Origin of the sequence: Micromonospora echinofusca (assembly GCF_900091445.1) — a bacterium.
Lineage (GTDB): Bacteria > Actinomycetota > Actinomycetes > Mycobacteriales > Micromonosporaceae > Micromonospora > Micromonospora echinofusca.
The window spans coordinates 3,217,219-3,239,687 of sequence record NZ_LT607733.1 but is presented as its reverse complement, the minus strand read 5'-3'; the positions used below and the strand labels follow the sequence as shown (position 1 = coordinate 3,239,687).

Sequence of the window (22,469 nt, the reverse complement as noted above, 5' to 3'; positions counted from 1 at the left end):
GCCGACCACGGTCGCGGGTGCGGTCGTGGGTGCCGGCAAGAGGAACACCGTTCGGATCTGGTGGACGTCCCGACGACCGTGCTACGGTGCCATGTAACATTTTACTGGAGGTGGCGTGGAACAGATTCCATGGCGGGGCGTCCTGGCGGCCGCCGCCCTGCCGTTCGACCCCCGTGACCTGAGCGTCGACCTCGACGCCTACGCGACGCACGTCCGGTGGCTCGCCGACAACGGCTGCCGCGGGGTCGTCCCGAACGGCTCGCTGGGGGAGTACCAGGTGCTCAGCGCCGAGGAGCGCGAGGCCGTCGTGCGCACCGCGGTGCAGGCGGCCCCCACCGGCTTCTCGGTGGTTCCCGGCGTGTCGGCGTACGGCGCGGACGAGGCGCGGCGCTGGGCGGAGCAGGCGGCCGAGGCGGGCTGCCAGGCCGTGATGCTGCTGCCGCCCACCGCGTACCGCGCCGACGAGGCGGCCGTGCTGGCCCACTACCGCGAGGTGGCCAGGGCCGGCCTGCCGATCGTGGCCTACAACAACCCGCTCGACACCCGCGTCGACCTCACCCCTGCCCTGCTGCGCCGGCTCTTCGAGGAGGGGCTCGTGGTCGCGGTCAAGGAGTTCAGCGGCGACGTCCGCCGCGCGTACGAGATCGCCGAACTCGCGCCCGGCCTCGACCTGTTGGCCGGCGCCGACGACGTGGCCCTCGAACTGCTGATGGCCGGGGCGGTCGGCTGGATCGGCGGCTACCAGAACGCCATCCCGGACAGCTGCGCCCGCCTCTACCAGGCCGCCGTCGCCGGGGACCCGGCGACCGCCGTGCCGCTGTACCGGACGCTGCACCCGCTGCTGCGCTGGGACTCCCGCTCGGAGTTCGTCCAGGCGATCAAGCTCTCCATGGACGTGGCCGGCCGGCCGGGCGGCCCCACCCGCCAGCCGCGCCAGCCCCTGCCCCCGGCCGTCGCCGCCGAGATCCGGGAGACCACCGAGCGGCTGCTCGCGGCGGGTCACCGCTGATGCGCACCAACCGCGTCATCCACGTGGTCGACTCGCACACGGAGGGGATGCCCACCCGGGTGGTGACCGGCGGGGTGCCGGTGATCCCCGGCGCCACCATGGCGCAGCGCCGCGAACACCTGATGACCCACCTCGACCACCTGCGCACCTTCCTGATGTACGAGCCCCGGGGCCACTCGGCGATGTCGGGGGCGATCCTGCAACCGCCGACCCGGCCGGACGCCGACTTCGGCGTGATCTACATCGAGGTGTCCGGCTGCCTGCCGATGTGCGGGCACGGCACCATCGGCGTGGCGACCGTGCTCGTCGAGACCGGGATGGTCGAGGTCACCGAGCCGGTGACCACCGTACGCCTGGACACCCCCGCCGGACTGGTGGTGGCGTCGGTCGCGGTGGCCGACGGCCGCGCCACCGCCGTCACGATCCGCAACGTACCGTCCTTCGTCGCCGCGCTGGACGCCGTGGTCGACGTCCCCGGACTGGGCCGGGTCCGCTACGACCTGGCCTACGGCGGGAACTTCTACGCGGTGGTGGACCTCGCCGAGTTGGGCCTGACCCTCGACCGGGCCCACAAGCAGCGGCTGCTGGAGGCCGGGCTGGCCATCATGGCGGCGGTCGACGCCACCGACCGGCCCGTGCATCCCGAGCAGCCGGAGATCTCCGGCTGCCACCACGTCTACCTGGCCGGCGAGGGCTCGGACGCCCGCCACTCCCGGCACGCCATGGTGATCCACCCGGGCTGGTTCGACCGGTCACCCTGCGGTACGGGCACGTCGGCGCGGATGGCGCAGCTGCACGCCCGGGGCCTGCTGCCGCTCGACCGCGACTTCGTCAACGAGTCCCTGCTCGGCACCCGGTTCGTCGGACGGCTGGTCGACACGACCACCGTCGCGGGCCGCCCGGCCGTGGTGCCGACGGTCACCGGGCGGGCCTGGCTGACCGGCACCGCCCAGCACTTCCTCGACCCCGACGACCCCTTCCCGGCAGGATTCCTGTGGTGACCGAAATGATCCGGAGTCGTTCTCCGCAGTGCCCCGGCGACGTGGTCGCCGAGCGCGCCGCGGTGTCCCCCGACGAGGTGCGCGCACTGGCCGCGCGCTCGCGTACCGCCCAGGCCGGCTGGTGCCGGGAAGGGCCCGCCGGCCGTGCCTCGGCCCTGCGCGCGGCGGCGGACCGGCTGCGCGAGCGGGCCGACGCGGTCGCCGACCTCATCGTCCGCGAGGTCGGCAAGCCGGCGGGGGAGGCCCGCGCCGAGGTGGACCGCGGGGCGGCCATCCTGGACTACTACGCGCAGGCCTGCTACGCCGCGACCGGTGACGTGCTGGCGCCCTCGCTACCTGCGCACCAGCCCGGCCTGCTCTTCACCGAACGCCGCCCGCGCGGCGTCGCCGGGCTGGTCACGCCGTGGAACTTCCCGCTGGCCATCCCACTGTGGAAGGCCGCACCGGCGCTCGCCACCGGCAACGCCGTGCTGCTCAAGCCCTCCCCGGAAGCGCTCGCCTGCGGCGAGGCCGTGGCCGGGCTCTTCGAGGGCCTGCTGCCGAGCGGGCTGCTGCACGTCGTGCCGGGCGGACCGGCGACGGGCCAGGCGGTCGTCGAGGCGAGCGACGTCGTCTCGTTCACCGGGTCCGCGGCGGTCGGCGCGCAGGTCGCGGTCGCGGCCGCCCGCGCCGGACTGCCGGTCCAGGCGGAGATGGGCGGCCAGAACGCGGCCGTCGTGCTGCCCGACGCGGACCTCGGGCAGACCGCCGCGCTGCTGGCCAACGCCGCGATGGGGTACGCCGGACAGAAGTGCACCGCGACCAGGCGGATCGTCGTGGTGGGCGACGCCCGGGAGTTCACCGAGGCGCTGGTGGCCGCCGTGACGTCGCTGCGGTTCGGCGATCCGGCCGAGACGAGCGTGGTCGCCGGCCCGGTGATCGACGCGGCGGCGCGCGAGCGGGTCCTCGACGCCGCCGGGGCCGCGCGGGCCAGCGGGGCGCGGCTGCTCACCGGCGGTACGGGCGGCCCGACCGCCGCCGACGACGGCTACTACGTCGCGCCGGTGCTGATCGACGGGCTCGACCCGGCACACCCCGTGGCCCGGGAGGAGACCTTCGGGCCGCTGGCGGCGATCCTGTCCGTGCCGGACCTGGCCGGCGCCGTCGACCTGGTCAACGACGTGCGGTACGGGCTCGTCACCTCGGTGCACGGCCACGACGTCGGCGCGCTGCTCGACGCCGCCCGGCGGATCGACACCGGCCTGATCCGGGTCAACGCGCCGACGACCGGAGTGGACTTCCACGCCCCGTTCGGCGGCGAGAAGGCTTCCAGCTACGGCCCGCGCGAACAGGGCACCGCCGCCCTGCACTTCTACACCTCGGTCCGCACCGTCACCTTCGCGGCACCGCCGCGACCCCACTGACCCACGCCACCCACCCCTCCACGGCAAGGAGCCGCTGTGACCCGCGACCTGCGTACCGGCAGCCACGACCTGCCCGTCAGCCCCGCGCTCGAGGAGTTCATGCTGTCCGGCTGGGCGGACACCGAGCAGTACGACCTGCCGGTCGACGAGGTCGCCGGCTGGGCCGCGCGGCGGCGCGCGCGGCTGCACGAACTGTTCGCCGGCCAGCGACTGGTGGTACCGGCCGGCGGCTACCAGCAGCGCTCCAACGACCAGAACCACCGCTTCCGGCCCCACTCGGCGTACACCTGGCTGACCGGCGACCAGTCCTCCGACGGCGTCCTGGTGGTCGAACCCGACGGGGACGCCACGCTGTTCCTGCGTCCCCGCTCGGGACGCAAGGACGGCGAGTTCTTCCAGGACCGGGTCTACGGCGAGCTGTGGGCCGGCCGGCGTCCCACCCTCGGCGAGAGCAGCCGCCGGCTGGCCCTGCCGACCCGCCACGTCGCCGAGCTGGCGCCGGCGTTGGCCGGGGCGCACACGCCGACGCGGGTGCTGCGCGGCGTCGACGCAGGTGTCGACGCGCTGCTCGGTGGCGGGGCCACCGCCGGCGACGCCGAGTTCGCCGCCGTGCTGGCCGAGCTGCGCCTGGTGAAGGATCCCTGGGAGATCGCCCAGCTGGAGCAGGCGGTGGCCACCACGACCCGCGGCTTCGAGGACGTGGTGCGGGCGCTGCCGATGGCGATGCGGACGTCCGAGCGGTACCTGGAGGGGGTGTTCTGGCAGCGCGCCCGGCTGGAGGGCAACGACGTCGGCTACCAGTCCATCGTGGCCGCCGGCGCGCACGCGGCGACCCTGCACTGGAACGACAACGACGGGCCGGTCCGCGACGGCGACCTGCTGCTGCTCGACGCCGGGGCGGAGACCCGGTCGCTGTACACCGCCGACATCACCCGGGTCCTGCCGGTCTCCGGCCGGTTCAGCCCGTTGCAGCGCGACCTGTACGAGCTGTGCCGGCGGGCCAACGACGCCGCATTGGAGTGCCTGCGGCCGGGGGCGCACTTCCGGGCCTTCCACGAGGCCGCGATGACCGTGCTGGTGCACGGGCTGGCGGATCTCGGGGTACTGCCCTGCACGCCGGAGCAGTCGTTGGCGCAGGACTGCGGCCTGCACCGCCGGTGGACCCTCTGCGGCTCGGGCCACATGCTCGGCCTGGACGTGCACGACTGCGCCGCCGCCCGCTCCGAGACCTACCTGGACGGCCGCCTCGCGGCCGGTCACGTGCTGACCGTGGAGCCGGGACTCTACTTCCAGCCGGACGACGAACTCATCCCCGCCGAGCTGCGCGGGCTGGGCATGCGCATCGAGGAGGACGTGCTGATCACCGACGACGGCTACCGCATGCTCTCCGCCGACCTGCCCCGCCACGCGGACGACGTCGAGGCGTGGATGCACCGCGTCGCCTCATGACCGCCGCCAGCCCGGACGTCGTCGTCATCGGGGCGGGCATGGTCGGCGTCGCGTGCGCCTACTACGCCGCCCGCGCCGGACTGGCCGTGACCGTGGTCGACCGGGGCGGGGTGGCCGCCGGCACCACCGGCGCCGGCGAGGGCAACATCCTGGTCTCCGACAAGCCGCCCGGGCCGGAGCTGGCGCTGGCTCGGCACTCCGTCGCCCTGTGGCGGGAGCTCGGACGGAGCCTCGGCGGGGAACACATCGAGCTGGAACACAAGGGCGGGCTGGTGGTGGCCGCCTCGCCGGCCGAACACGCCGCGTTGCGGGCGTTCGCCGCCAGCCAGCGCGCCGTCGGGGTCGAGGCGTACGAGGTGGCCGCCGAGGCGTTGGCCGAGTTCGAGCCGCACCTGGCCCGGGACCTCACCGGCGGCGTGCACTATCCGCAGGACATTCAGGTGCAGCCGATGCTGGCCGCCGCCCACCTGCTGCGTGCCGCCGGGGTGCGGCTGCTGACGGGGACCCGGGTCGTCGGGGTGCGCCGCGGCGCCACCGGAGCGGTCCGGGCCGTGGTGACCGACCGGGGCACGCTGCACACCGCGACGGTGGTCAACGCCGCCGGCGTCTGGGCCGGCGAGGTCGCCGCCCTGGCCGGGGTCGAGCTGCCGATCCTGCCCCGGCGCGGCTTCATCCTCGTCACCGAGGCGCTGCCGCCGCTGGTGCGGCACAAGGTGTACGCGGCCGGCTACGTCGCCAACGTCGGCCGCAGCTCCGGCGACCTGGAGGTCTCGCCCGTGGTGGAGGGCACCAGGGCGGGCACGATCCTGATCGGCTCCACCCGGGAGCGGGTGGGATTCGACCCGACGATCCCGCTGCCGGCGCTGCGCCGGCTGGCGGCGGGAGCGGTCCGGCTCTTCCCGGTCCTCGGCCGGGTGTCGGCGATCCGCGCCTACCGGGGGTTCCGGCCCTACAGCCCCGACCACCTCCCGATGATCGGCGCCGATTCCCGGGTGCCGGGCCTCTACCATGCCGCCGGCCACGAGGGCGCCGGGATCGGTCTCGCCCCGGCCACCGGGCACGCCGTCGCGGCACTGCTGACCGGGCGCCGCCCGGACGTGGACCTACGACCATTCGCCCCGGAGCGCCATGACGTTCACCTTTGACGGCCGCCCCGTCCCCACCGACGGACGGCGGACGATCGCCGCCGCACTGCTCGCCGCCGGCATCCGCTCGTGGCGGCGCACCCGGGTCGGCGCCCGGCCCCGGGGCATCTTCTGCGGGATCGGGATCTGCTTCGACTGCCTGGTACGCGTCAACGGGACGCCGTCCCAGCGCGCCTGCCTGGTCGTCGCCCGTCCGGGGGACGTGGTCGAGACCCACGACGACGGCGGGCCGCGGCCGTGACCGCGTACGACGTGGTGGTGATGGGCGCCGGGCCGGCCGGGCTGGCCGCGGCGGCCTCGGCGGCGCGGGCCGGCTGCCGGGTGGCGCTGCTGGACGCCGGGTCACGCCCGGGCGGGCAGTTCTGGCGGCACCGCGCCGACGCGGACGGCGGCGAGCACCCCGACTGGTCGACGTTCGCCCGGCTGCGCGGGCAGCTCGGCCGGGTCGCGCACCGGGCCGACGCCGCCGTCTGGTTCGTCGAGCCCCCGGCGGGCCGCGCCGACCCGCAGTTCGCCGTGCACACCCGTTCGGGGGTGGTGCACGGGCGCCGGCTGGTCGTCGCCACCGGCGCCCACGACCGGGTCGTGCCGTTCCCGGGCTGGGACCTGCCCGGGGTGGTCACCGCCGGCGGCGCCCAGGCCATGCTCAAGGGCCAGGGGGTGACCTTCGCGCGGCGGATCGTGGTGGCGGGGACGGGACCGTTCCTGCTGCCGGTCGCGACCGGCCTGGCCGCGGCGGGCGGCACCGTCGTCGGCGTCTACGAGGCGAACGACCCGGCGTGCTACGCCCGCCACCCGCGCGCGGTCGCCGGCGCGGCGGGCAAGCTCACCGAGGCCGGCCGGTACGGCTGGCGGATGCTGCGGCACGCCGTGCCCTACCACCGCCGGACGGCGGTGGTGGCCGCGCACGGCACCGACCACGTGACCGGGGTGACCGTTGCCCGGCTCGGTCCCGACGGCACCGTGCTGCCCGGCACCGGCACCCGGGTGGAGTGCGACGGCCTCGCGGTGGGCTTCGGGTTCACCCCGCAGCTGGAGCTGGCCGTGGCCCTGGGCTGTGCGACCCGGCTGGACCGCGACGGCAGCCTGGTGCTGGCCGTCGACGCGGCCCAGGCGACCTCGGTGCCGGGGGTGTACGCGGCCGGTGAGGTCACCGGCGTCGGCGGTGCCGGCCTGGCGCTGGTGGAGGGGCAGCTCGCCGGGGGCGCCGCCGCGCTCTCCCTCGGCCGTCCGCCGCCCTTCCCTGCCCGCCGGCTCGACCGGCTGCTGCGGGCCCGACGCCGGCTGCGCCGGTTCGCGGCGGCGCTGCACGCGGTCCACCCCGTGCCGGCCGGCTGGCCGGACTGGTGCGCCGACGACACGCTCGTCTGCCGGTGCGAGGAGGTGCCCGTCGCGGCGGTCCGGCGGGCGGTGCGGGAGCTGTCCGCCATCGACGCCCGGGGCGCGAAGCTGCTGACCAGGGCCGGCATGGGCTGGTGCCAGGGTCGGGTCTGCGGCTACGCCACCGCCTGCCTGGTGGCCCGGGAGGCGGGCCGGGCGCCGGGCGCGGCCGACCTGGCCGGGTACGCGTCCCGTCCGCTGGCGCAGCCGGTCACGCTCGGCGAAATCGCCGCCGACGACTGAGCGCTGCGGCCCGGGCCGTCGCCGATCCGCAAGGCCACGCGGGCACGCCGGCCGCCAAGCGGGGGTGGCCGCCCGCGCGAGCGTTGGCGGCCACCACTGCCGGACGTGGCACGGGTCGTCAGTACTCCGACTTCACGGTGACCCCGCTGAACGCCTGCCTGGCGTGCAGGCTCACGTAGTGGTAGCCGGGGGCCGGGTTGTCGATCGTGATCGTCTCGCCGTTGCCGCTGGTGACCGACCGGTGGGTGTACGCGCTCGTGGTGGCCCAGCCGCTGGGGCTGTAGTACAGGTCCGCGTCGCCGGTGCCACCGGACGAGGTGATCGTCAGGCGGGCGGTGCCGGCGGGCACCTGGAGGTAGAGGTAGGAGAGGTTTCCGGTGGTGGCCTGGAGGTTGCCGCGTTGGCAGTTGCGGCCCAGCGTCCGTACGTCGCCGCCGGTGCACTCGGGCAGCGCGGCGGGATCGCCGGTGACCGTGACGTCGCGGGAGGTCCGGGCGGTGGCGCCCCTGTCGTCGGTGACGGTGAGGGTGACCGCGTACGTGCCGGCGGCGCGGTAGGTCTTCGTGGGGTTGGTCGCCGTCGAGGTGGTGCCGTCGCCGAAGGTCCAGGACCGGGCGGCGATGCTGCCGTCGCCGTCGGTGGACCGGTCGGTGAAGGTGACGCTCAGCCCGGTGGTGGTGGACGTGAACGCCGCGACCGGGGCCTGGTTCGCGGGCGGGTTGGTGCCGCCGCAGTTGCCGGCCGCGCAGGCGCCCAGCCAGGCGTACCAGTCGGCGTCGTAGCGGCTGCCGATGGTGCCGGTCAGCAGCGTACGGGCGGCGTTCCAGTTGCCCGCGCGGTAGTGCCCGAGCAGCGTGGTGACGTCACCGCGGTGCGACTGGAGCATGTACCGCACCGCCAGGTAGCCCCACCGGTAGACGCGGTTGGTGTCGTGGCCGTACGTGGTGTCGAAGAGCGTACGCAGCGGGTACGTCTTCTTCCCGGCCTCGGTGATGGCGGCGCCGTAGGTCAGCTCCCGGTACGAGTACGACACGTACTCGGCGAAGCCCTCGATCCACCAGATGGTCGGGGTGGCGATGTTGGCGGTGAAGTCGCCGTACAGGTTGAAGCGACCGTCGAGGTAGTGGGTGTACTCGTGGTTGAGGTTCCAGATCTCGAAGGTGGGTCGCAGCCACTCCGCCTCGTACGCGATGAAGCGCGCCTGGTTGCCGGCGGCCGCCGGGTCGCCTTCGAGGTACATGCCGCCGTTGTTCGTGTCGATGCCGAACATCGGCCCGCCGTACGTCTGGTAGTCGGCGCTGGAGTCGAAGACCACGACCTCGATGGTCGTGTTGCGGTCGTTGGCGACCGGGCCCGTGTCCGCCGCGACGGAGTGGAAGTAGGCGTCCTGGTTGCGCATGCTCGCGCACGCCCGGTCGAGCTGGGCCGAGGTCATCTGCTGGGCCCGGACGCGGATGGTGCTGCCACAGGTGTAGGTGATCGGCAGGACCTCGGCCGCCAGCCGCCGCTGGAGGTCGCAGGTGCCGTAGTAGGCGCACTCGGCCTTGTCGTAGTGGTCGGTCATCTCGGCGACGCCGACCCAGAGGGCGGCGGTGGGGCCGGTGATCGCGCTCAGGTCGAGCAGGCCCCGGGCCAGGGGCCGCGCCTTCGACCGCAGGGCGGGGTGCTGGAGGAAGCGGCCCAGTTCGCGGCCGGCGTTGGAGACGAGGTAACCCCGGTCGGTGCCGAGCAGGGCCCGCCTGCCGGAGGCGAAGGCGTACAGGGTGTCCAGCACGCTCGGGTCGGCGCTGACCGTGCTGACGAACTCGGGCACCTGATGGCCCCGGAACAGCACCGTGTAGACGTTGTTGACGGCGCTGAGCATCCACCACGACGAGTCGTACGAGCTGTCGTAGCCGGTCAGCAGCCGCTTCACCACGTACAGGTAGCGGGCGTTCTCCTCCGCGCTGTCGATGAGGGTGACCGCCTCGGCCAGCACCTCGCCGTTGGCGTCGCTGACGTCGCCGGAGCGGCTGTTGGCGAAGAACGTGTCCAGCCCGGCGCGGATGGCGGCGCGCAGGCCGGGGCCGTACGAGCCCACCGTGGCGGGGTGGTTCCACTGCACGTAGTAGCCGGCCCGCAGGTACAGCACGAGCTGGGCGGTGCCCGTGCGGTTGGTGCCGTCGTAGGTGGCGGCGTCGTCCCGCAGCCCGTACGCCACGCTGGTCATCTGCGCCTCGCGGAAGGCCTGGGCGGCGTCGCTGCCGGAGAGGCTGAACAGGGTGTTCACGCAGTCGGTCGTGGCCGCCCTGATCTGCTGCACCAGCGCGTTGCCGGTCCGGCCGGTGAAGTCGCCGACCGCGCACGGCGCCGCGGCCGAGCCGCGCATCGACGGGGCGGTGCGCCGCCCCGCGTCGTCGGGCCGGTCGTAGTCGCGGCGCAGCTCCTCCCGGGACGAGGGGAGCGGGGCCCGCTCGCTGACCGGTAGTGGCGACCGCCGCACGTGGGCGTCGGCGGCACCGGAGCCGGGACCGGCGTCGGTCGGGGCGGCGCCGGTCGGCCTGGGCGGCGGCGCCGCGCTTGCGGTGCCGGCGGAGGCCATCGGGGCCAGCCCCAGGGCCAGTACCAGTGCGAGCGGGGCGGCGAGCCAGCCGCGCCGGTGTCGTGGTCTCGTGGTTCTCACGGGTCGCCTCCTGGCGTTCGTGGTCCGGCCGGGCGGCCGGCGGGTGGTGGTGTGAGGTGGCTGCGCGCGCTGACGCCCGTCGATCAAGCGGGGTCCGCGCTGCGGGTGGCCAGTACAATGGCACACATCACACATCGTGTAAAGGATCGTTGATGGTCGATATGCGTGCCGGTCCGGCGACCGTCCGTGGTCGTTGACACCCGCTCGACCGGTCGCCTAGGGTCTGCGGGCGACCCACAACTACATAGACGCCGTTCGAACCCGCGCGGGAGAGATCCCGACCGTCCGTCGGGGCGCCGAAGGAGCAAACTCCCAAGAAACTCTCAGGCCCCGTTACCGCTCGGGTGAGGCGAACTCTGGAAAGCAGACGATCCGTCGTCTCACCCACGGTGCAAGCCGCCAACCGGCGGTGAAGCTCTCAGGTCGATGACAGAGCGGGAGGCAACCGACCGTACGACGCGACCGCGTCGGGACGAGGGAGGCCTCCGTGCAGCACAGTCCGACCATCCTGCTCCGCTCACCCCTGCACGCCGTGCGCGCCGAACTCGGCGTCCGGTTCACCGGCTGGTCCGCGCCGCTGCGCCACGGCAGCGAGACCGCCGGGCACCGCGCGGTACACGAACGCGCCGGCCTCTTCGCTGCAGGTCGGTCCGGGTCGGTCGCGTCCGGCGCCCTCAGCCCCGCCGACGCGGTACGCGGCACTCCGCCGCCGCCCTCGGCGACGTCATCTACGCCGAGCCGCCCGAACCGGGCACCCACCTGAGCGCGGGCGAGGTCTGCGGCGAGGTGGAGTCCACCAAGTGACGGCCGACGAGTACCGCGCCTACCTGGCCGACGCGGCGGCTGCGGGCCCCACGGCCCACCCGTGAACCATCCGCCGGGGACGCGTGCGTGCACCGCACCCCGGCGGCACCAACCCGCTCGCCGCCGTCCGGCGACGGCGTCGCGACCCGGCCCTCCGGAAAGGCGTTCCATGCCGAACAAGCTCCTGCTCCTGGCCGCGGAGAACGAGCGCATGCGCGCACTGGTCTCGCGCTCGTCCCTGACCCGGGGAATCGTCCGCCGGTTCGTCGCGGGCGAGGAGGATCGTGAGGTGGTCGCGGTGGCCCGCCGGCTCGCCGGGGTGGGCCTCCAGGTCACGATCGACCTCCTCGGCGAGGGGACCACGGCGCTCGCGCAGGCCGAGGCCACCCGCGACACGTACCTCGCCCTGCTGTGGTCGCTGCACGCCGCGGACCTGGCCGCGACCGCCGAGGTCTCACTGAAGGTCTCGGCGCTCGGTGGGTCGCTGCCGGGTGACGGGTACGGGCACGCCCTGCGGCTCACGCGCGACGTCTGCGCCGCCGCCGCGGCCGTCGGGTCGAGCGTCACCATCGACATGGAGGACCACACGACCGTCGACGCGACCCTCACCCTGCTCGGCGAGCTGCGGGCGGAGTTCCCGTGCGTCGGGGTCGCCCTCCAGGCGTGCCTGCGGCGTACGGCGGCCGACTGCCGCCGGCTCGCCCACGCGGGCAGCCGGGTCCGCCTGGTGAAGGGCGCCTACGCCGAGCCCGCCTCGGTGGCGTACGTCCGGAAGCGCCAGGTCGACGACGAGTTCCGGCGGTGCCTGCGCATCCTCATGGAGGGACAGGGGTATCCGATGGTCGCCACCCACGACCCGAAGCTCATCGAGCACACCCTGCACCTGGCGCGGCTGGGCGGGCGCAGCGTCGAGGACTTCGAGTTCCAGATGCTGTACGGCATCCGCGAGAACGAGCAGCTGCGACTGGCGTCGGGCGGGAACCGGATGCGGGTCTACCTGCCGTACGGCCGCGACTGGTACGCGTACTTCATGCGGCGACTCGCCGAGAAGCCCACGAACCTGCTGCTGCTGGCCCGCTCGTTCACGCCCGGTTCCGCCAATTGAGCCGCCAGGTGCGGCCGACGCGACAGGAAGTACAGCCATGATCAGTGTGTTCGATCTGTTCAGTGTCGGTATCGGGCCGTCCAGCTCCCATACGGTGGGGCCGATGCGGGCGGCCCGTACGTTCGTCGCGGGGTTGAAGGCCGATGGGTTGTTGGCTGGGACGGCTCGGGTGCGGGCGGAGTTGTTCGGGTCGCTGGGCGCGACGGGGCATGGTCACGGCAGTGATCGGGCGGTGTTGCTGGGGTTGGCCGGTGAGGTTCCGGAGTCGGTCGACACGGACGCGGTGGAGGCGCGGGTGGGGCGGGTGCGCGTCGAGGGGCGGCTGAGTCTGCTCGACGCGCACGAGGTTGATTTCGATGTGGACCGGGATCTGGTGTTGCACCGGCGTCGGTCGTTGCCGTACCACCCGAACGGGATGGCGTTCGTCGCGTACGACGACGCGGGCGCGGAGTTGCGGGTGCGGACGTACTACTCGGTGGGTGGTGGGTTCGTGGTGGACGAGGCGGCGGCGGGGGCGGATCGGATCAAGCCCGACGGCACGCGGGTGCGGTATCCGTTCCTGACCGGTGCGCAGCTGCTCGGCGTGACCGCGTCGACGGGGCTGTCGATCAGTGAGGTGATGCTCGCCAACGAGCTCTCCTGGCGTGGTGAGGGTGAGGTGCGTGCCGGTCTGTTGGGGATCTGGCGGGTGATGCGGGAGTGCGTCGAGCGGGGCTGCTCCCGGGACGGGGTGCTGCCCGGTGGTCTGAAGGTCCGCCGCCGCGCCGCCGAGCTGCGCCGCAGCCTGGAGACGGAGTCCGATGCGGCTGATCCGCTGCGGGCGATGGACTGGGTGACGCTGTTCGCCCTCGCGGTGAATGAGGAGAACGCGGCTGGCGGTCGGGTGGTGACGGCGCCGACGAACGGGGCTGCCGGGATCATTCCGGCGGTGCTGCATTACTACACCCGTTTCGTGCCGGGTGCCTGCGAGGAGGGGGTGGTGCGGTTCCTGTTGGCGGCGGGCGCGATCGGGGTGTTGTTCAAGGAGAACGCGTCGATCTCGGGTGCGGAGGTGGGTTGTCAGGGCGAGGTGGGTTCGGCCTGTTCGATGGCCGCCGCGGGGCTGGCCGAGGCGCTGGGCGGCACCCCCGAGCAGGTGGAGAACGCCGCCGAGATCGGCATGGAACACAATCTTGGGTTGACCTGTGATCCGGTTGGTGGTCTGGTGCAGATCCCCTGCATCGAGCGCAACGCGGTGGCTAGCATCAAGGCGATCACGGCTGCCCGGTTGGCGTTGCGTGGTGACGGGGTGCACCACGTCTCGTTGGACAAGGTCATCAAGACGATGCGCGAGACCGGCGCGGACATGAAGGTCAAGTACAAGGAGACGGCGCGCGGCGGACTGGCCGTCAACGTCATCGAGTGCTGATCCGCCCGGGTACGCACAGCGGGCATCCCTCGGGTCCCCGCTCGCGCCCGACGCCTGTGCGACGATTGTCGGACGTCGCGCCGACCGGTCCTCCCGCCGGTCCGCCTCGCGCCGGTCCCGGGCAGGCAGGCGGGAAGGCACACACCTCGTACCCCTTGGAGGGCGTCATGTCCCTGTCCCCGGCCCGGGTCCTCGCCGGACTGAACGCGGTGCGGCCCCCCGACCAGGCGTCCCCCGTCGTCGGCAGGGCCGTCGTGGTCGGCGGCAGTGTCGCCGGGCTGCTGGCGGCCCGGGTGCTGTCCGACTACGCGGAGAGTGTCGTGATCATCGATCGCGACGACCCACAGGGGACCGCCGGGCGACTGGGCGTTCCACAGGGGACGCAGTTGCACGCGCTGCTGCCCGGCGGCTTCCTCCTGCTCGAGCGCCTGTTCCCCGGCTTCCGCGAGCAGGCCCTGGCCCAGGGGGCGGTCGAGGCGCCACCCGCGGCCCGGCGCAGCTACCTCGACGGCCGCCTCAAGGTCGTCGTGCCCGACGACGCCGACAGCCTGGCCGGCACCCGGCCCCTGCTGGAAGGGCTGATCCGCCAGCGGGTGCTGCGACTGCCCAACGTCAAGACGGTCACCGCCCGCGCCACGGGTCTCGTCTGCGAGGGTGGCGCGGCCACCGGGGTCCGCTGCGAGGCCGGCGGGGTGACGGGCGTCGAGTCGGGTGACCTCGTGGTCGACGCCATGGGACGATCGAGCAGGCTCTCCGACTGGTTGGAGCAGGCCGGCTGGCAGCGGCCCGCCCTGCGGCGGATGACCGTGAACCTCAACTACGCGACCGCCCTGTTCCGGCGCCGGGAGACCGACCCGCGGGCCACGGTGGTGATGGCGTTGCACACTCCGGGGACGCCGCCGGACGTGGCCGGTGCCGCGTACTTCGCCGTCGAGGACGGGCGCTGGATGGCCATGATGGCCGGCTACGGCGACAACCGCCCAGGGCGCACCGCGGACGACTTCGTACGCCGGCTGCGGGAGCAGTTCCCGCCGGAGTTCGGCGAGATGGCCGGGAACGAGATGCTCGGCGACGTCCGGACCTACCGCCACGCCGACAGCCGGCGGCGTGACTTCCACGCGCTGCGGCGGCTCCCGGCCGGGCTCGTCAGCGTCGGTGACGCCGTCGCGTCGTTCAACCCGGTGTACGGGCAGGGGATCACGGCGGCTGCCCTGCACGCGGCGTGCCTGTCGACGTACCTGCGGTCGCGTCCCGATCCGAGGGTGCCCGCGCGCCGGTTCTTCGCCCTTCAGAAGGTGGTCGTCGACGTGGCGTGGTCGATGTCGACCTCCGCCGACCTGGCGCTGCCGCACGTCGACGGGCCCTACCCGCGCGGCTACCGGCTCTCCAGTTGGGTCAGCAGGCAGATCGTCCAGGCGACCGTCACGGACGTGCCGACGGCGCGATGCTTCAACGAGGTGGTCTCCCTTCGCGCCCACCCGAGAACGCTGGCCACGCCCGGCGTGCTCCTGGGCGCGCTGCGGGCCAACCGTCGCGCCCGCTGAGCAGGTCGCCGCGTCCGCTTCCGGGAGGGCGCGTCACGCGATGAACCCCGGCGGGATGCGACCTCTTGCAGCCGACACCGCCGCGTGCAAGACGCCCGCCGGGAGGCCGCGTCGGCTCCTACCGTGAAGTGCGCGGCGACCAGCAGGTCGACGCCTCCCTCCCGGACAGGACGGTGGACCCCATGCGCGCAACCAATCCGACCACCCGAAACCGCTGGCTCGCCTCGCTCAGTGTCGCCGCCGCCACCGTGGCCGGTCTCGCCGTACCCCAGCAGGCGCAGGCCGCCGCCGGCGACGTCAGCTACGTCCTGAACCACACCAACGTCCGCGTCTGCGGATCGGTACGGCAGATCCAGTGTCCGGACGGGCTCGGCGCCAACGGCGTCAAGGGATCGGTCGTGGGCGACCAGTGGGACCGGACGTGGTGCTGGCGCGACGGCGAGTGGGCCGGCGAGCCCTCCACCAACCGCTGGTTCAAGATCACCGCGAACACCACCGCCGGCTGGAAGACCGGCTGGGTCAGCGCCGCCCAGGTGCCCATTCAGGCTTTCGTCCCGTGGTGCTCGAGCTGGAACTGATGTTCCGTCCCACCGCCGGACCTCGACTCGGCACTGCTGAGACGGCTGCGGGCCCCGCTCTCCCCGGCAAGGGAGCGGGGCCCGCAGCTTCACGCGGCGCCCTTCGCCTCACGGCGCTCCCGGCGGGACCGCCGGGGCGCCTGACTCAGAGGGTGGTTTCGCCGTTGAGGCCGAAGTAGTCGTGCCATTTGGTGCTGGGGTTGAAGGTGGTGCCGGTGGAGAGTCCTACGTAGACGTCGTTGGTGGTGTTCTTGGTGAAGACGATGATGTCGTCTTTGCCGTCGCCGTTGGCGTCGGCGAGGTAGGGGAATTCGTTGTTGAGGCAGAAGTAGTCGTGCCATTTGATGGTGGTGCCGGCGAATGATGTGCCGGTGGAGGTGGCGGCGTAGACGTCGGCGTTGGTGTCGCAGGTGAAGGTGACGATGTCGTCTTTGCCGTCGCCGTTGATGTCGCCGACGCGGGGTTTTTCGTTGCCGACGGCGAAGAGGTCGTGCCATTTCTGGGGGGTGCCGAACGAGGATCCGTTGGAGAGGGCGATGATGACGTCGGCGGCGGTGTTGGGGCCTTGGGTGAAGGTGATGATGTCGTCGCGGCCGTCGCCGTTGACGTCGCCGAGGGCGGGGTGTTCGCCGGGGATGGAGAAGTAGTCGTGCCATTTGACGGCGGTGCCGGTGAAGCTGGTGCCGGTGGAGAGGGCGACGTAGACGTCGGCGTTGTTGTCGTGGGTGAAGGTGATGATGTCGTCTTTGCCGTCGCCGTTGACGTCGCCGATGGCGGCGACTTCGTTGTGGGGGGCGAACCAGTCGTGCCATTTTTGGCTGGCGTTGAAGCTGGTGCCGGTGGAGGTGGAGACGTAGACGTCGGCGAGGGTGCCGTGGGTGAAGGCGACGATGTCGTCGCGTCCGTCGCCGTTGAAGTCTCCGGTGAGGAGGGTTTCGCCGTTGAGGCCGAAGAAGTCGTTCCATTTGTTGGAGGTGCCGGCGAAGGTGGTGCCGGTGGAGGTGGAGACGTAGACGTCGTTGAGGTTGCCGTGGGTGAAGGCGACGATGTCGTCCTTGCCGTCGCCGGTGAAGTCCGTGGGCGAACCCGCCAGATACCGACCACCCGACGGCGACGGGCCGCAGTTGTCGCTGACCAGGTACTTCTGGTTGTACTGGCCGGGATACGGCGCCAGTGACGTCCCGTTGATCACGATCGTCTGCCCGACGCCGTTGTAGAGTTGCTCGTAGTGGATGTGCGCGCCGGACGAGTTGCCGGTGCTGCCCGTGGTGCCGATCTGCTGGCCCTGCTGCACGTACGCCCCGTCGGGCACGGAGTAGGAGCTGAGGTGGAAGTAGTAGGTGGTCCACCCGCCGCCGTGGTCGATGACGATGTAGTTGCCGGCGCCGCTGGGCTGCGAGTACCGGCGGGCGACACCGGCCGCGGAGGCGAGCTGCGGCGTGCCGGCGGTGGATCCTCCGTCGGCCCGTACGAAGTCCAGGGCCAGCCGGACCTCGGCGCTGTGGTGCCCGTACGTCCACCGCTGCCCGCACGGGAACGGGGCCTTGAAGTTGGGCGCGGCGAGTGCGGGGGACGAGATGACCACCGCCCCGGTCAGTACGCCGACCACCAGGGTGAGCAGGGAGACCAGGATGCGACGCACCCTGCTCCTCGAATGCCGTGACATGGGTGACTCCGGTCAGGGAAGAGTCGGACGGGTGGGGCGCGCACCGCCAGGGCCCGGGCGGGGCTCGTCGCGCGCGGGAAGGACCGGCTGCCGGGCCGGAACGCACCGACCCGGCAGCGGTGGGGAGGGCGGAGCCGACGACGCGCCGCCGTGGTACGAGGGCGGCGCGTCGTCAGCCGGGAATCAGCCGGCGCGGCGCAGGCGCGCGAGCATCCCGTTGAGGTCGTCGACGAAGACGTTCTGCCGGAAGACGTGACCGCCGGACACCTCCCGCCCCTCGTGCGGGATGCCGGCCCGTGCCAGGGCCGCCCGGAACTCCCGCTGACCGGCGAGCACCTGCTCCTCGTTGATCCGGTCCCAGAAGTCCAGCGGTGCCGGCGAGTTGCCGGCGACCAGGAAGATGCGCTTGTGGCGGTAGCTCTCGATGCGTTGGATCGGGTTGTCGGCGCTGACCCGCGCCTCGTCCCACAGCGGCACGCCGTACACCGTGCCGCCGCCGAGGTCCATGGCGGCGGAGGTCGCGTTGGCCCAGTGCACGACGAGCCCGAAGTCCCGGCGCAGGCTGGCGGGGCCGGAGTGCGAGCTGACCGAGCAGAAGTGCCCGTAGTACTTGGCGGTGTACTTGAGGGCGCCGAACCCGCCCATCGAGAAGCCGGCCACGGCGCGGCCGTCGTACTCGGCGAACGTGCGGAAGTTCGAGTCGATCCACGGCAGCAGCTGTGCCATGTGGAACGTCTCCCAGTTGCGGGGCCCGGCGTTGCTGCTGACCGGGTTCGAGTACCACCCGGTGGAGGCGTCCGGCATGACGACGATGAGTTCCCTGCCGGCGGTCAGGTTGATGATGTTGTGGTGCAGGTGGAACTCCCGGAAGTCCGATCCGCCGCCGTGCAGCAGGTACAGCACCGGGTAGCGCTTGCCGCTGGTGTGGTAGCCGTCGGGGAGCAGGACGTTGACCGCCGGGTCCCACTCGATGGCGTCGGTGACGAACCGGTAGTACTGCAGCCGGCCGTAGTTCTCGTGCCGGAGGATGCGCAGGCCGTGGCCGTCGCCGGCGGCGGCGGCCGGACCCTGGGCGGCGAAGGCGCCGCCCAGGGCGCCGGCCGCGGCGACGCCCGCGGCACCGGTCAGCAGCCGCCGGCGACTGAGGGACTGACGGACGGCAGGGATGTTGTCCATGATTCCTCCATCGGGGGTGGGGCCGCGCCGAAGGGACTATGAAGTCGGCGCGGAGCTTTCCTTGTCTACGTGGGACGTCTCAGAGGGTGGTTTCGCCGTTGAGGCCGAAGTAGTCGTGCCATTTGGTGCTGGGGTTGAAGGTGGTGCCGGTGGAGAGTCCTACGTAGACGTCGTTGGTGGTGTTCTTGGTGAAGACGATGATGTCGTCTTTGCCGTCGCCGTTGGCGTCGGCGAGGTAGGGGAATTCGTTGTTGAGGCAGAAGTAGTCGTGCCATTTGATGGTGGTGCCGGCGAATGATGTGCCGGTGGAGGTGGCGGCGTAGACGTCGGCGTTGGTGTCGCAGGTGAAGGTGACGATGTCGTCTTTGCCGTCGCCGTTGATGTCGCCGACGCGGGGTTTTTCGTTGCCGACGGCGAAGAGGTCGTGCCATTTCTGGGGGGTGCCGAACGAGGATCCGTTGGAGAGGGCGATGATGACGTCGGCGGCGGTGTTGGGGCCTTGGGTGAAGGTGATGATGTCGTCGCGGCCGTCGCCGTTGACGTCGCCGAGGGCGGGGTGTTCGCCGGGGATGGAGAAGTAGTCGTGCCATTTGACGGCGGTGCCGGTGAAGCTGGTGCCGGTGGAGAGGGCGACGTAGACGTCGGCGTTGTTGTCGTGGGTGAAGGTGATGATGTCGTCTTTGCCGTCGCCGTTGACGTCGCCGATGGCGGCGACTTCGTTGTGGGGGGCGAACCAGTCGTGCCATTTTTGGCTGGCGTTGAAGCTGGTGCCGGTGGAGGTGGAGACGTAGACGTCGGCGAGGGTGCCGTGGGTGAAGGCGACGATGTCGTCGCGTCCGTCGCCGTTGAAGTCTCCGGTGAGGAGGGTTTCGCCGTTGAGGCCGAAGAAGTCGTTCCATTTGTTGGAGGTGCCGGCGAAGGTGGTGCCGGTGGAGGTGGAGACGTAGACGTCGTTGAGGTTGCCGTGGGTGAAGGCGACGATGTCGTCCTTGCCGTCGCCGGTGAAGTCCGTGGGCGAACCCGCCAGATACCGACCACCGGATCCGCCACCGGCGTTGACCAGGGAGACGTAGTGGTTCCAGTTCCAGTGGGGACCGGGATCGGTGTGGTCGTTGCCCGGCATCTCGTGGTGGCCCTTGATCGCGGTGCGGTTCTTCGGCAGGCCGTACTTGTCACACAGGTAGCGGGTCAGCGCCGCCGACGAGCGGTACATGCTCTCGGTGAACCAACTCGGGTTATCGACGTAGCCCTCGTGCTCGATGCCCACGGAGTACGGGTTGGCCGAGCGCGCGTGGTAGGCGGTGTCGCCCTCGCGCACCATCTGGGTGATCTCGCCGTTGCTCGACTTCACGACGTAGTGCGCGCTCACCCCCGCCGACGGGTTCTGGAACCAGCTGATCGTGCCGGCGTACGAGCCCTGGGTCACGTGCACCACCACCGTGGTGATCCGCGAGGAGCGGCCCGTCGCGTAGTTGCCGCCGTACGCCGAGATCCACCGGGCCGGCGCGTACTCGGGCACCGCCGCGGCGAGGGCGGCCGGTGCGGCCGTGCCGGCGGGGGCGACGCGGGCGTACCGGCCGAGTTCCGGCCGCACCCGCTGGGGCGTCACCCGTACGGAGGCGGTGGTGATGCCGTCGCGGAGCAGGTCGTAGACGTGGTCGGCGTACAGGCGGGCGGTGGCGTCGTCGGCGGCGTGCGCGTACCGCGCGACCACCGGATACCAGGCGGCGACGCGGTCGCGGTCGGCGGCCGTGAGGCGCTCGGCGTCGGCGATGTCCCGCAGCAGGGCCGCGCCGCCCCTGATGTTGGCCGAGGTCTGCGACTTCAGGGCGGTCACCGGCTGCCCGGTCAGTTCGGCCGCCCGCTCCAGGCTGCGCTGGCGGGGGTTGCTGACCAGGTGCATGACGCCGTAGCCGTTGGCCTGACTGGGCTGCCCCTCGTGCCCGTCCAGCCGGGTCTCGCCGTAACCGACGGCGACCAGCAGGTCCCTGGGTACGTCGAACTCGCCGGCCGCCCGGGTGAAGGCCGCATCCAGCGGGCTGGCGGGCGCGGCGGTGGCCGGCGCGGCGGGGCTCAGCAGCGTCGCCGCGAGGACGGCGGCGGCGCCCGTGCGCCAGGGGAGTCTGCTGGGTCTCATGGTGGTCTCCCGTCCGCGGGTCACAGGGTGGTCTCGCCGTTGAGGCCGAAGTAGTCGTGCCACTTGGCGCTGGCACCGAAGGTGGTGCCGGTGGAGAGGGCGACGTGGACGTCGTTGGTGGCGCCCTTGGTGAACACGACGATGTCGTCCTTGCCGTCGCCGTTGGCGTCGGCCAGGTAGGGGAACTCGCCGCCCAGGCAGAAGAAGTCGTGCCACTTGACGGTGGTGCCGGCGAACGACGTGCCGGTGGAGGTGGCGGCGTAGACGTCGGCGTTGGCGTCGCAGGTGAACGTGACGATGTCGTCGCGGCCGTCGCCGTTGACGTCGCCGACGCGTGGCAGTTCGGCGCCCACGGCGAACAGGTCGTGCCACTTCTGCGGCGCGCCGAATCCGGTGCCGGTGGAGAGGGCGACGATGACGTCCGAGGCGGTGTTGGGGCCCTGGGTGAAGGTGATGATGTCGTCGCGGCCGTCGCCGTTGACGTCGCCGAGGGCCGGGTACTCGCCGGTGATGGAGAAGTACTCGTGCCACTTCACCGCCGTGCCCGCGAACGACGATCCGGTGGACAGCGCCACGTAGACGTCGCCGGCGGCGTTGTGGGTGAAGGCGACGAGGTCGGCGCGTCCGTCGCCGTTGACGTCGCCGACGGCGCCGATCTCCGCGCCGGGGGCGAACCAGTCGTGCCACTTCTGGCCGCCGCCGAAGCTGGTGCCGTTCGACAGCGCCACGTACACGTCGCCGGTGTTGCCGTGCGCGAAGGTGACGACGTCGTCCCTGCCGTCGCCGTCGACGTCGCCGGTCGAGGCCGTCTCGCCGCCGATGGAGAAGAAGTCGTTCCACTTCACCGAGGTCCCGGCGAAGCCGGCGCCCGTGGAGGTGCTCACGTAGACGTCGGCGAGGGCGTTCTGGGTGAAGGTGACGATGTCGTCGCGGCCGTCGCCGTTGACGTCCGTGGCGGAGCCACCGGCGATGGCGTGCGTACGCGCCGCCTCGTTGAGCAGGGCTCGTGCCTTGGTCGCCACCTGGTCGTAGCGGTCGGGGAAGCCGGAGCGCTGCACGCACTGGGCGACCTGGCCGGCGGTGTAGCGGGGGTTGTTCCGGTCGCAGACGATCGCGCGGGTGACGTACTGGGTGCTGGCGTAGACCGGGTCCATGATCTGCTCCGGCGTGCCCCAGCCGTAGTCCCACCGTTGCTGGAACACCCCGAGTGAGGACTTGTCGCCGCACGGCAGGTTGTTCATGTGCGACTCGACCCAGCCGGCCTCGAACGCGGAGAGCATGACCTTGTCGTTGACGTTGTGGGCGCGCGCGACCCGGTAGACGATCACGGTGATCGCGGGGTCGTGGTTGGCGGGGATGGAGGAACAGGCCAGCGTGCCGACCGGAGCGTCGGCCTGGGCCGGCGCGGTCGCCACGACCGACGCCAGCGCGGTGCAGAGGCCGACCAGCAGGGCGAGGGGGGTACGTCTCACGATGCTCCTCTGAGGGGTGTCAGCGGGTGCGGCGAGCGGATCCGCCACGGAGGCGCGCTGCCGCCGGGAGGGCCGCCGGGGCTGACGGGTGCGCCGCCGCGTGGACACCTCCTCGTCGGTGGGAAATCGATTGCCGAGGAGTATCGTCAGGACCCCGACGACTGTCAATGCGTGCTGGAATCTTCCTTCGGCAACTGAGCGGTGCCGGTAAAGTATTGACATCCCGCGATGTCCCCCGGTTAACTGCCGAGCAATCGATTTCCCGCCGCTCCGCCGGTCATCCTGGA

The 22,469-nt window shown here is 72.3% G+C and carries 17 protein-coding genes and 2 riboswitches; of the genes, 12 read left to right on the top strand and 5 right to left on the bottom strand.

The features are described from left to right. Nucleotides 1–115: 115 nt before the first annotated feature. From GA0070610_RS14210 to GA0070610_RS14180, 7 genes are all read left to right on the top strand, one after another. A complete protein-coding gene (locus tag GA0070610_RS14210; RefSeq protein WP_089000482.1) occupies nt 116–1,009 on the top strand; it encodes a dihydrodipicolinate synthase family protein in 894 nt (297 codons plus the stop codon). Then, complete coding sequence (locus GA0070610_RS14205; RefSeq protein ID WP_089000481.1) at nt 1,009–2,010, top strand: proline racemase family protein; 1,002 nt, start codon at nt 1,009–1,011, stop codon at nt 2,008–2,010. The genes GA0070610_RS14210 and GA0070610_RS14205 overlap by 1 nt, the downstream gene beginning before the upstream one ends. Before the next feature lie 5 nt (nt 2,011–2,015). After that, the gene (locus tag GA0070610_RS14200; protein ID WP_089000480.1) at nt 2,016–3,413 is read left to right on the top strand and encodes an aldehyde dehydrogenase family protein; all 1,398 of its coding nucleotides are present in this window, start codon (nt 2,016–2,018) and stop codon (nt 3,411–3,413) included. Nucleotides 3,414–3,512: 99 nt separating this feature from the next. Beyond that, nucleotides 3,513–4,862, top strand: coding sequence for an aminopeptidase P family protein (locus tag GA0070610_RS14195; RefSeq protein WP_089003494.1), 1,350 nt, complete (start codon nt 3,513–3,515; stop codon nt 4,860–4,862). Then, complete coding sequence (locus GA0070610_RS14190) at nt 4,859–6,007, top strand: NAD(P)/FAD-dependent oxidoreductase (protein WP_089000479.1); 1,149 nt, start codon at nt 4,859–4,861, stop codon at nt 6,005–6,007. Before GA0070610_RS14195 ends, GA0070610_RS14190 begins: the two co-directional genes overlap by 4 nt. Next, the gene (locus tag GA0070610_RS14185; RefSeq protein WP_089000478.1) at nt 5,991–6,248 is read left to right on the top strand and encodes a (2Fe-2S)-binding protein; all 258 of its coding nucleotides are present in this window, start codon (nt 5,991–5,993) and stop codon (nt 6,246–6,248) included. Before GA0070610_RS14190 ends, GA0070610_RS14185 begins: the two co-directional genes overlap by 17 nt. Further along, nucleotides 6,245–7,630, top strand: coding sequence for an FAD/NAD(P)-dependent oxidoreductase (locus GA0070610_RS14180; protein ID WP_231926115.1), 1,386 nt, complete (start codon nt 6,245–6,247; stop codon nt 7,628–7,630). Before GA0070610_RS14185 ends, GA0070610_RS14180 begins: the two co-directional genes overlap by 4 nt. A gap of 118 nt (nt 7,631–7,748) precedes the next feature. Here the strand turns inward: GA0070610_RS14180 and GA0070610_RS14175 are convergent, their stop codons facing one another. Further along, nucleotides 7,749–10,292, bottom strand: coding sequence for a collagenase (locus GA0070610_RS14175; protein ID WP_231926114.1), 2,544 nt, complete (start codon nt 10,290–10,292; stop codon nt 7,749–7,751). Between the two features lie 256 nt (nt 10,293–10,548). After that, nucleotides 10,549–10,641, top strand: a riboswitch (glycine riboswitch). A gap of 5 nt (nt 10,642–10,646) precedes the next feature. Beyond that, nucleotides 10,647–10,727, top strand: a riboswitch (glycine riboswitch). Nucleotides 10,728–10,779: 52 nt separating this feature from the next. On the opposite strand from GA0070610_RS14175, the gene GA0070610_RS31145 reads away from it, so the two are divergent. The 5 genes from GA0070610_RS31145 to GA0070610_RS14150 all read left to right on the top strand — a co-directional run bounded on the left by GA0070610_RS31145 (nt 10,780) and on the right by GA0070610_RS14150 (nt 15,731). Next, nucleotides 10,780–11,055, top strand: coding sequence for a hypothetical protein (locus GA0070610_RS31145; RefSeq protein ID WP_197697850.1), 276 nt, complete (start codon nt 10,780–10,782; stop codon nt 11,053–11,055). 210 nt (nt 11,056–11,265) lie between these two features. Continuing rightward, complete coding sequence (locus tag GA0070610_RS14165; protein ID WP_089000477.1) at nt 11,266–12,201, top strand: proline dehydrogenase family protein; 936 nt, start codon at nt 11,266–11,268, stop codon at nt 12,199–12,201. A gap of 37 nt (nt 12,202–12,238) precedes the next feature. After that, nucleotides 12,239–13,609 (top strand): L-serine ammonia-lyase, encoded by a 1,371-nt coding sequence (locus GA0070610_RS14160; RefSeq protein WP_089000476.1) that lies wholly within the window; start codon nt 12,239–12,241, stop codon nt 13,607–13,609. A gap of 167 nt (nt 13,610–13,776) precedes the next feature. Beyond that, entirely contained in the window at nt 13,777–15,153 is a 1,377-nt protein-coding gene (locus GA0070610_RS14155) for an FAD-dependent oxidoreductase (protein ID WP_089000475.1), read from the top strand. A gap of 182 nt (nt 15,154–15,335) precedes the next feature. Beyond that, a complete protein-coding gene (locus GA0070610_RS14150) occupies nt 15,336–15,731 on the top strand; it encodes a hypothetical protein (RefSeq protein ID WP_157747153.1) in 396 nt (131 codons plus the stop codon). Nucleotides 15,732–15,876: 145 nt separating this feature from the next. Here the strand turns inward: GA0070610_RS14150 and GA0070610_RS31785 are convergent, their stop codons facing one another. The 4 genes from GA0070610_RS31785 to GA0070610_RS14130 form a co-directional block, all read right to left on the bottom strand. Continuing rightward, nucleotides 15,877–17,340 (bottom strand): FG-GAP-like repeat-containing protein, encoded by a 1,464-nt coding sequence (locus tag GA0070610_RS31785; RefSeq protein ID WP_392567325.1) that lies wholly within the window; start codon nt 17,338–17,340, stop codon nt 15,877–15,879. Between the two features lie 240 nt (nt 17,341–17,580). Continuing rightward, the gene (locus tag GA0070610_RS14140) at nt 17,581–18,573 is read right to left on the bottom strand and encodes an alpha/beta hydrolase (protein ID WP_089000472.1); all 993 of its coding nucleotides are present in this window, start codon (nt 18,571–18,573) and stop codon (nt 17,581–17,583) included. A gap of 79 nt (nt 18,574–18,652) precedes the next feature. Then, on the bottom strand, nt 18,653–20,710 hold the full coding sequence (locus GA0070610_RS14135; protein ID WP_089003491.1) for an N-acetylmuramoyl-L-alanine amidase: 2,058 nt from the start codon (nt 20,708–20,710) through the stop codon (nt 18,653–18,655). A gap of 20 nt (nt 20,711–20,730) precedes the next feature. After that, nucleotides 20,731–22,182: an FG-GAP repeat domain-containing protein gene (locus GA0070610_RS14130; protein WP_089000471.1), complete on the bottom strand. Its 1,452-nt coding sequence runs from the start codon at nt 22,180–22,182 to the stop codon at nt 20,731–20,733. Nucleotides 22,183–22,469: the final 287 nt, after the last annotated feature.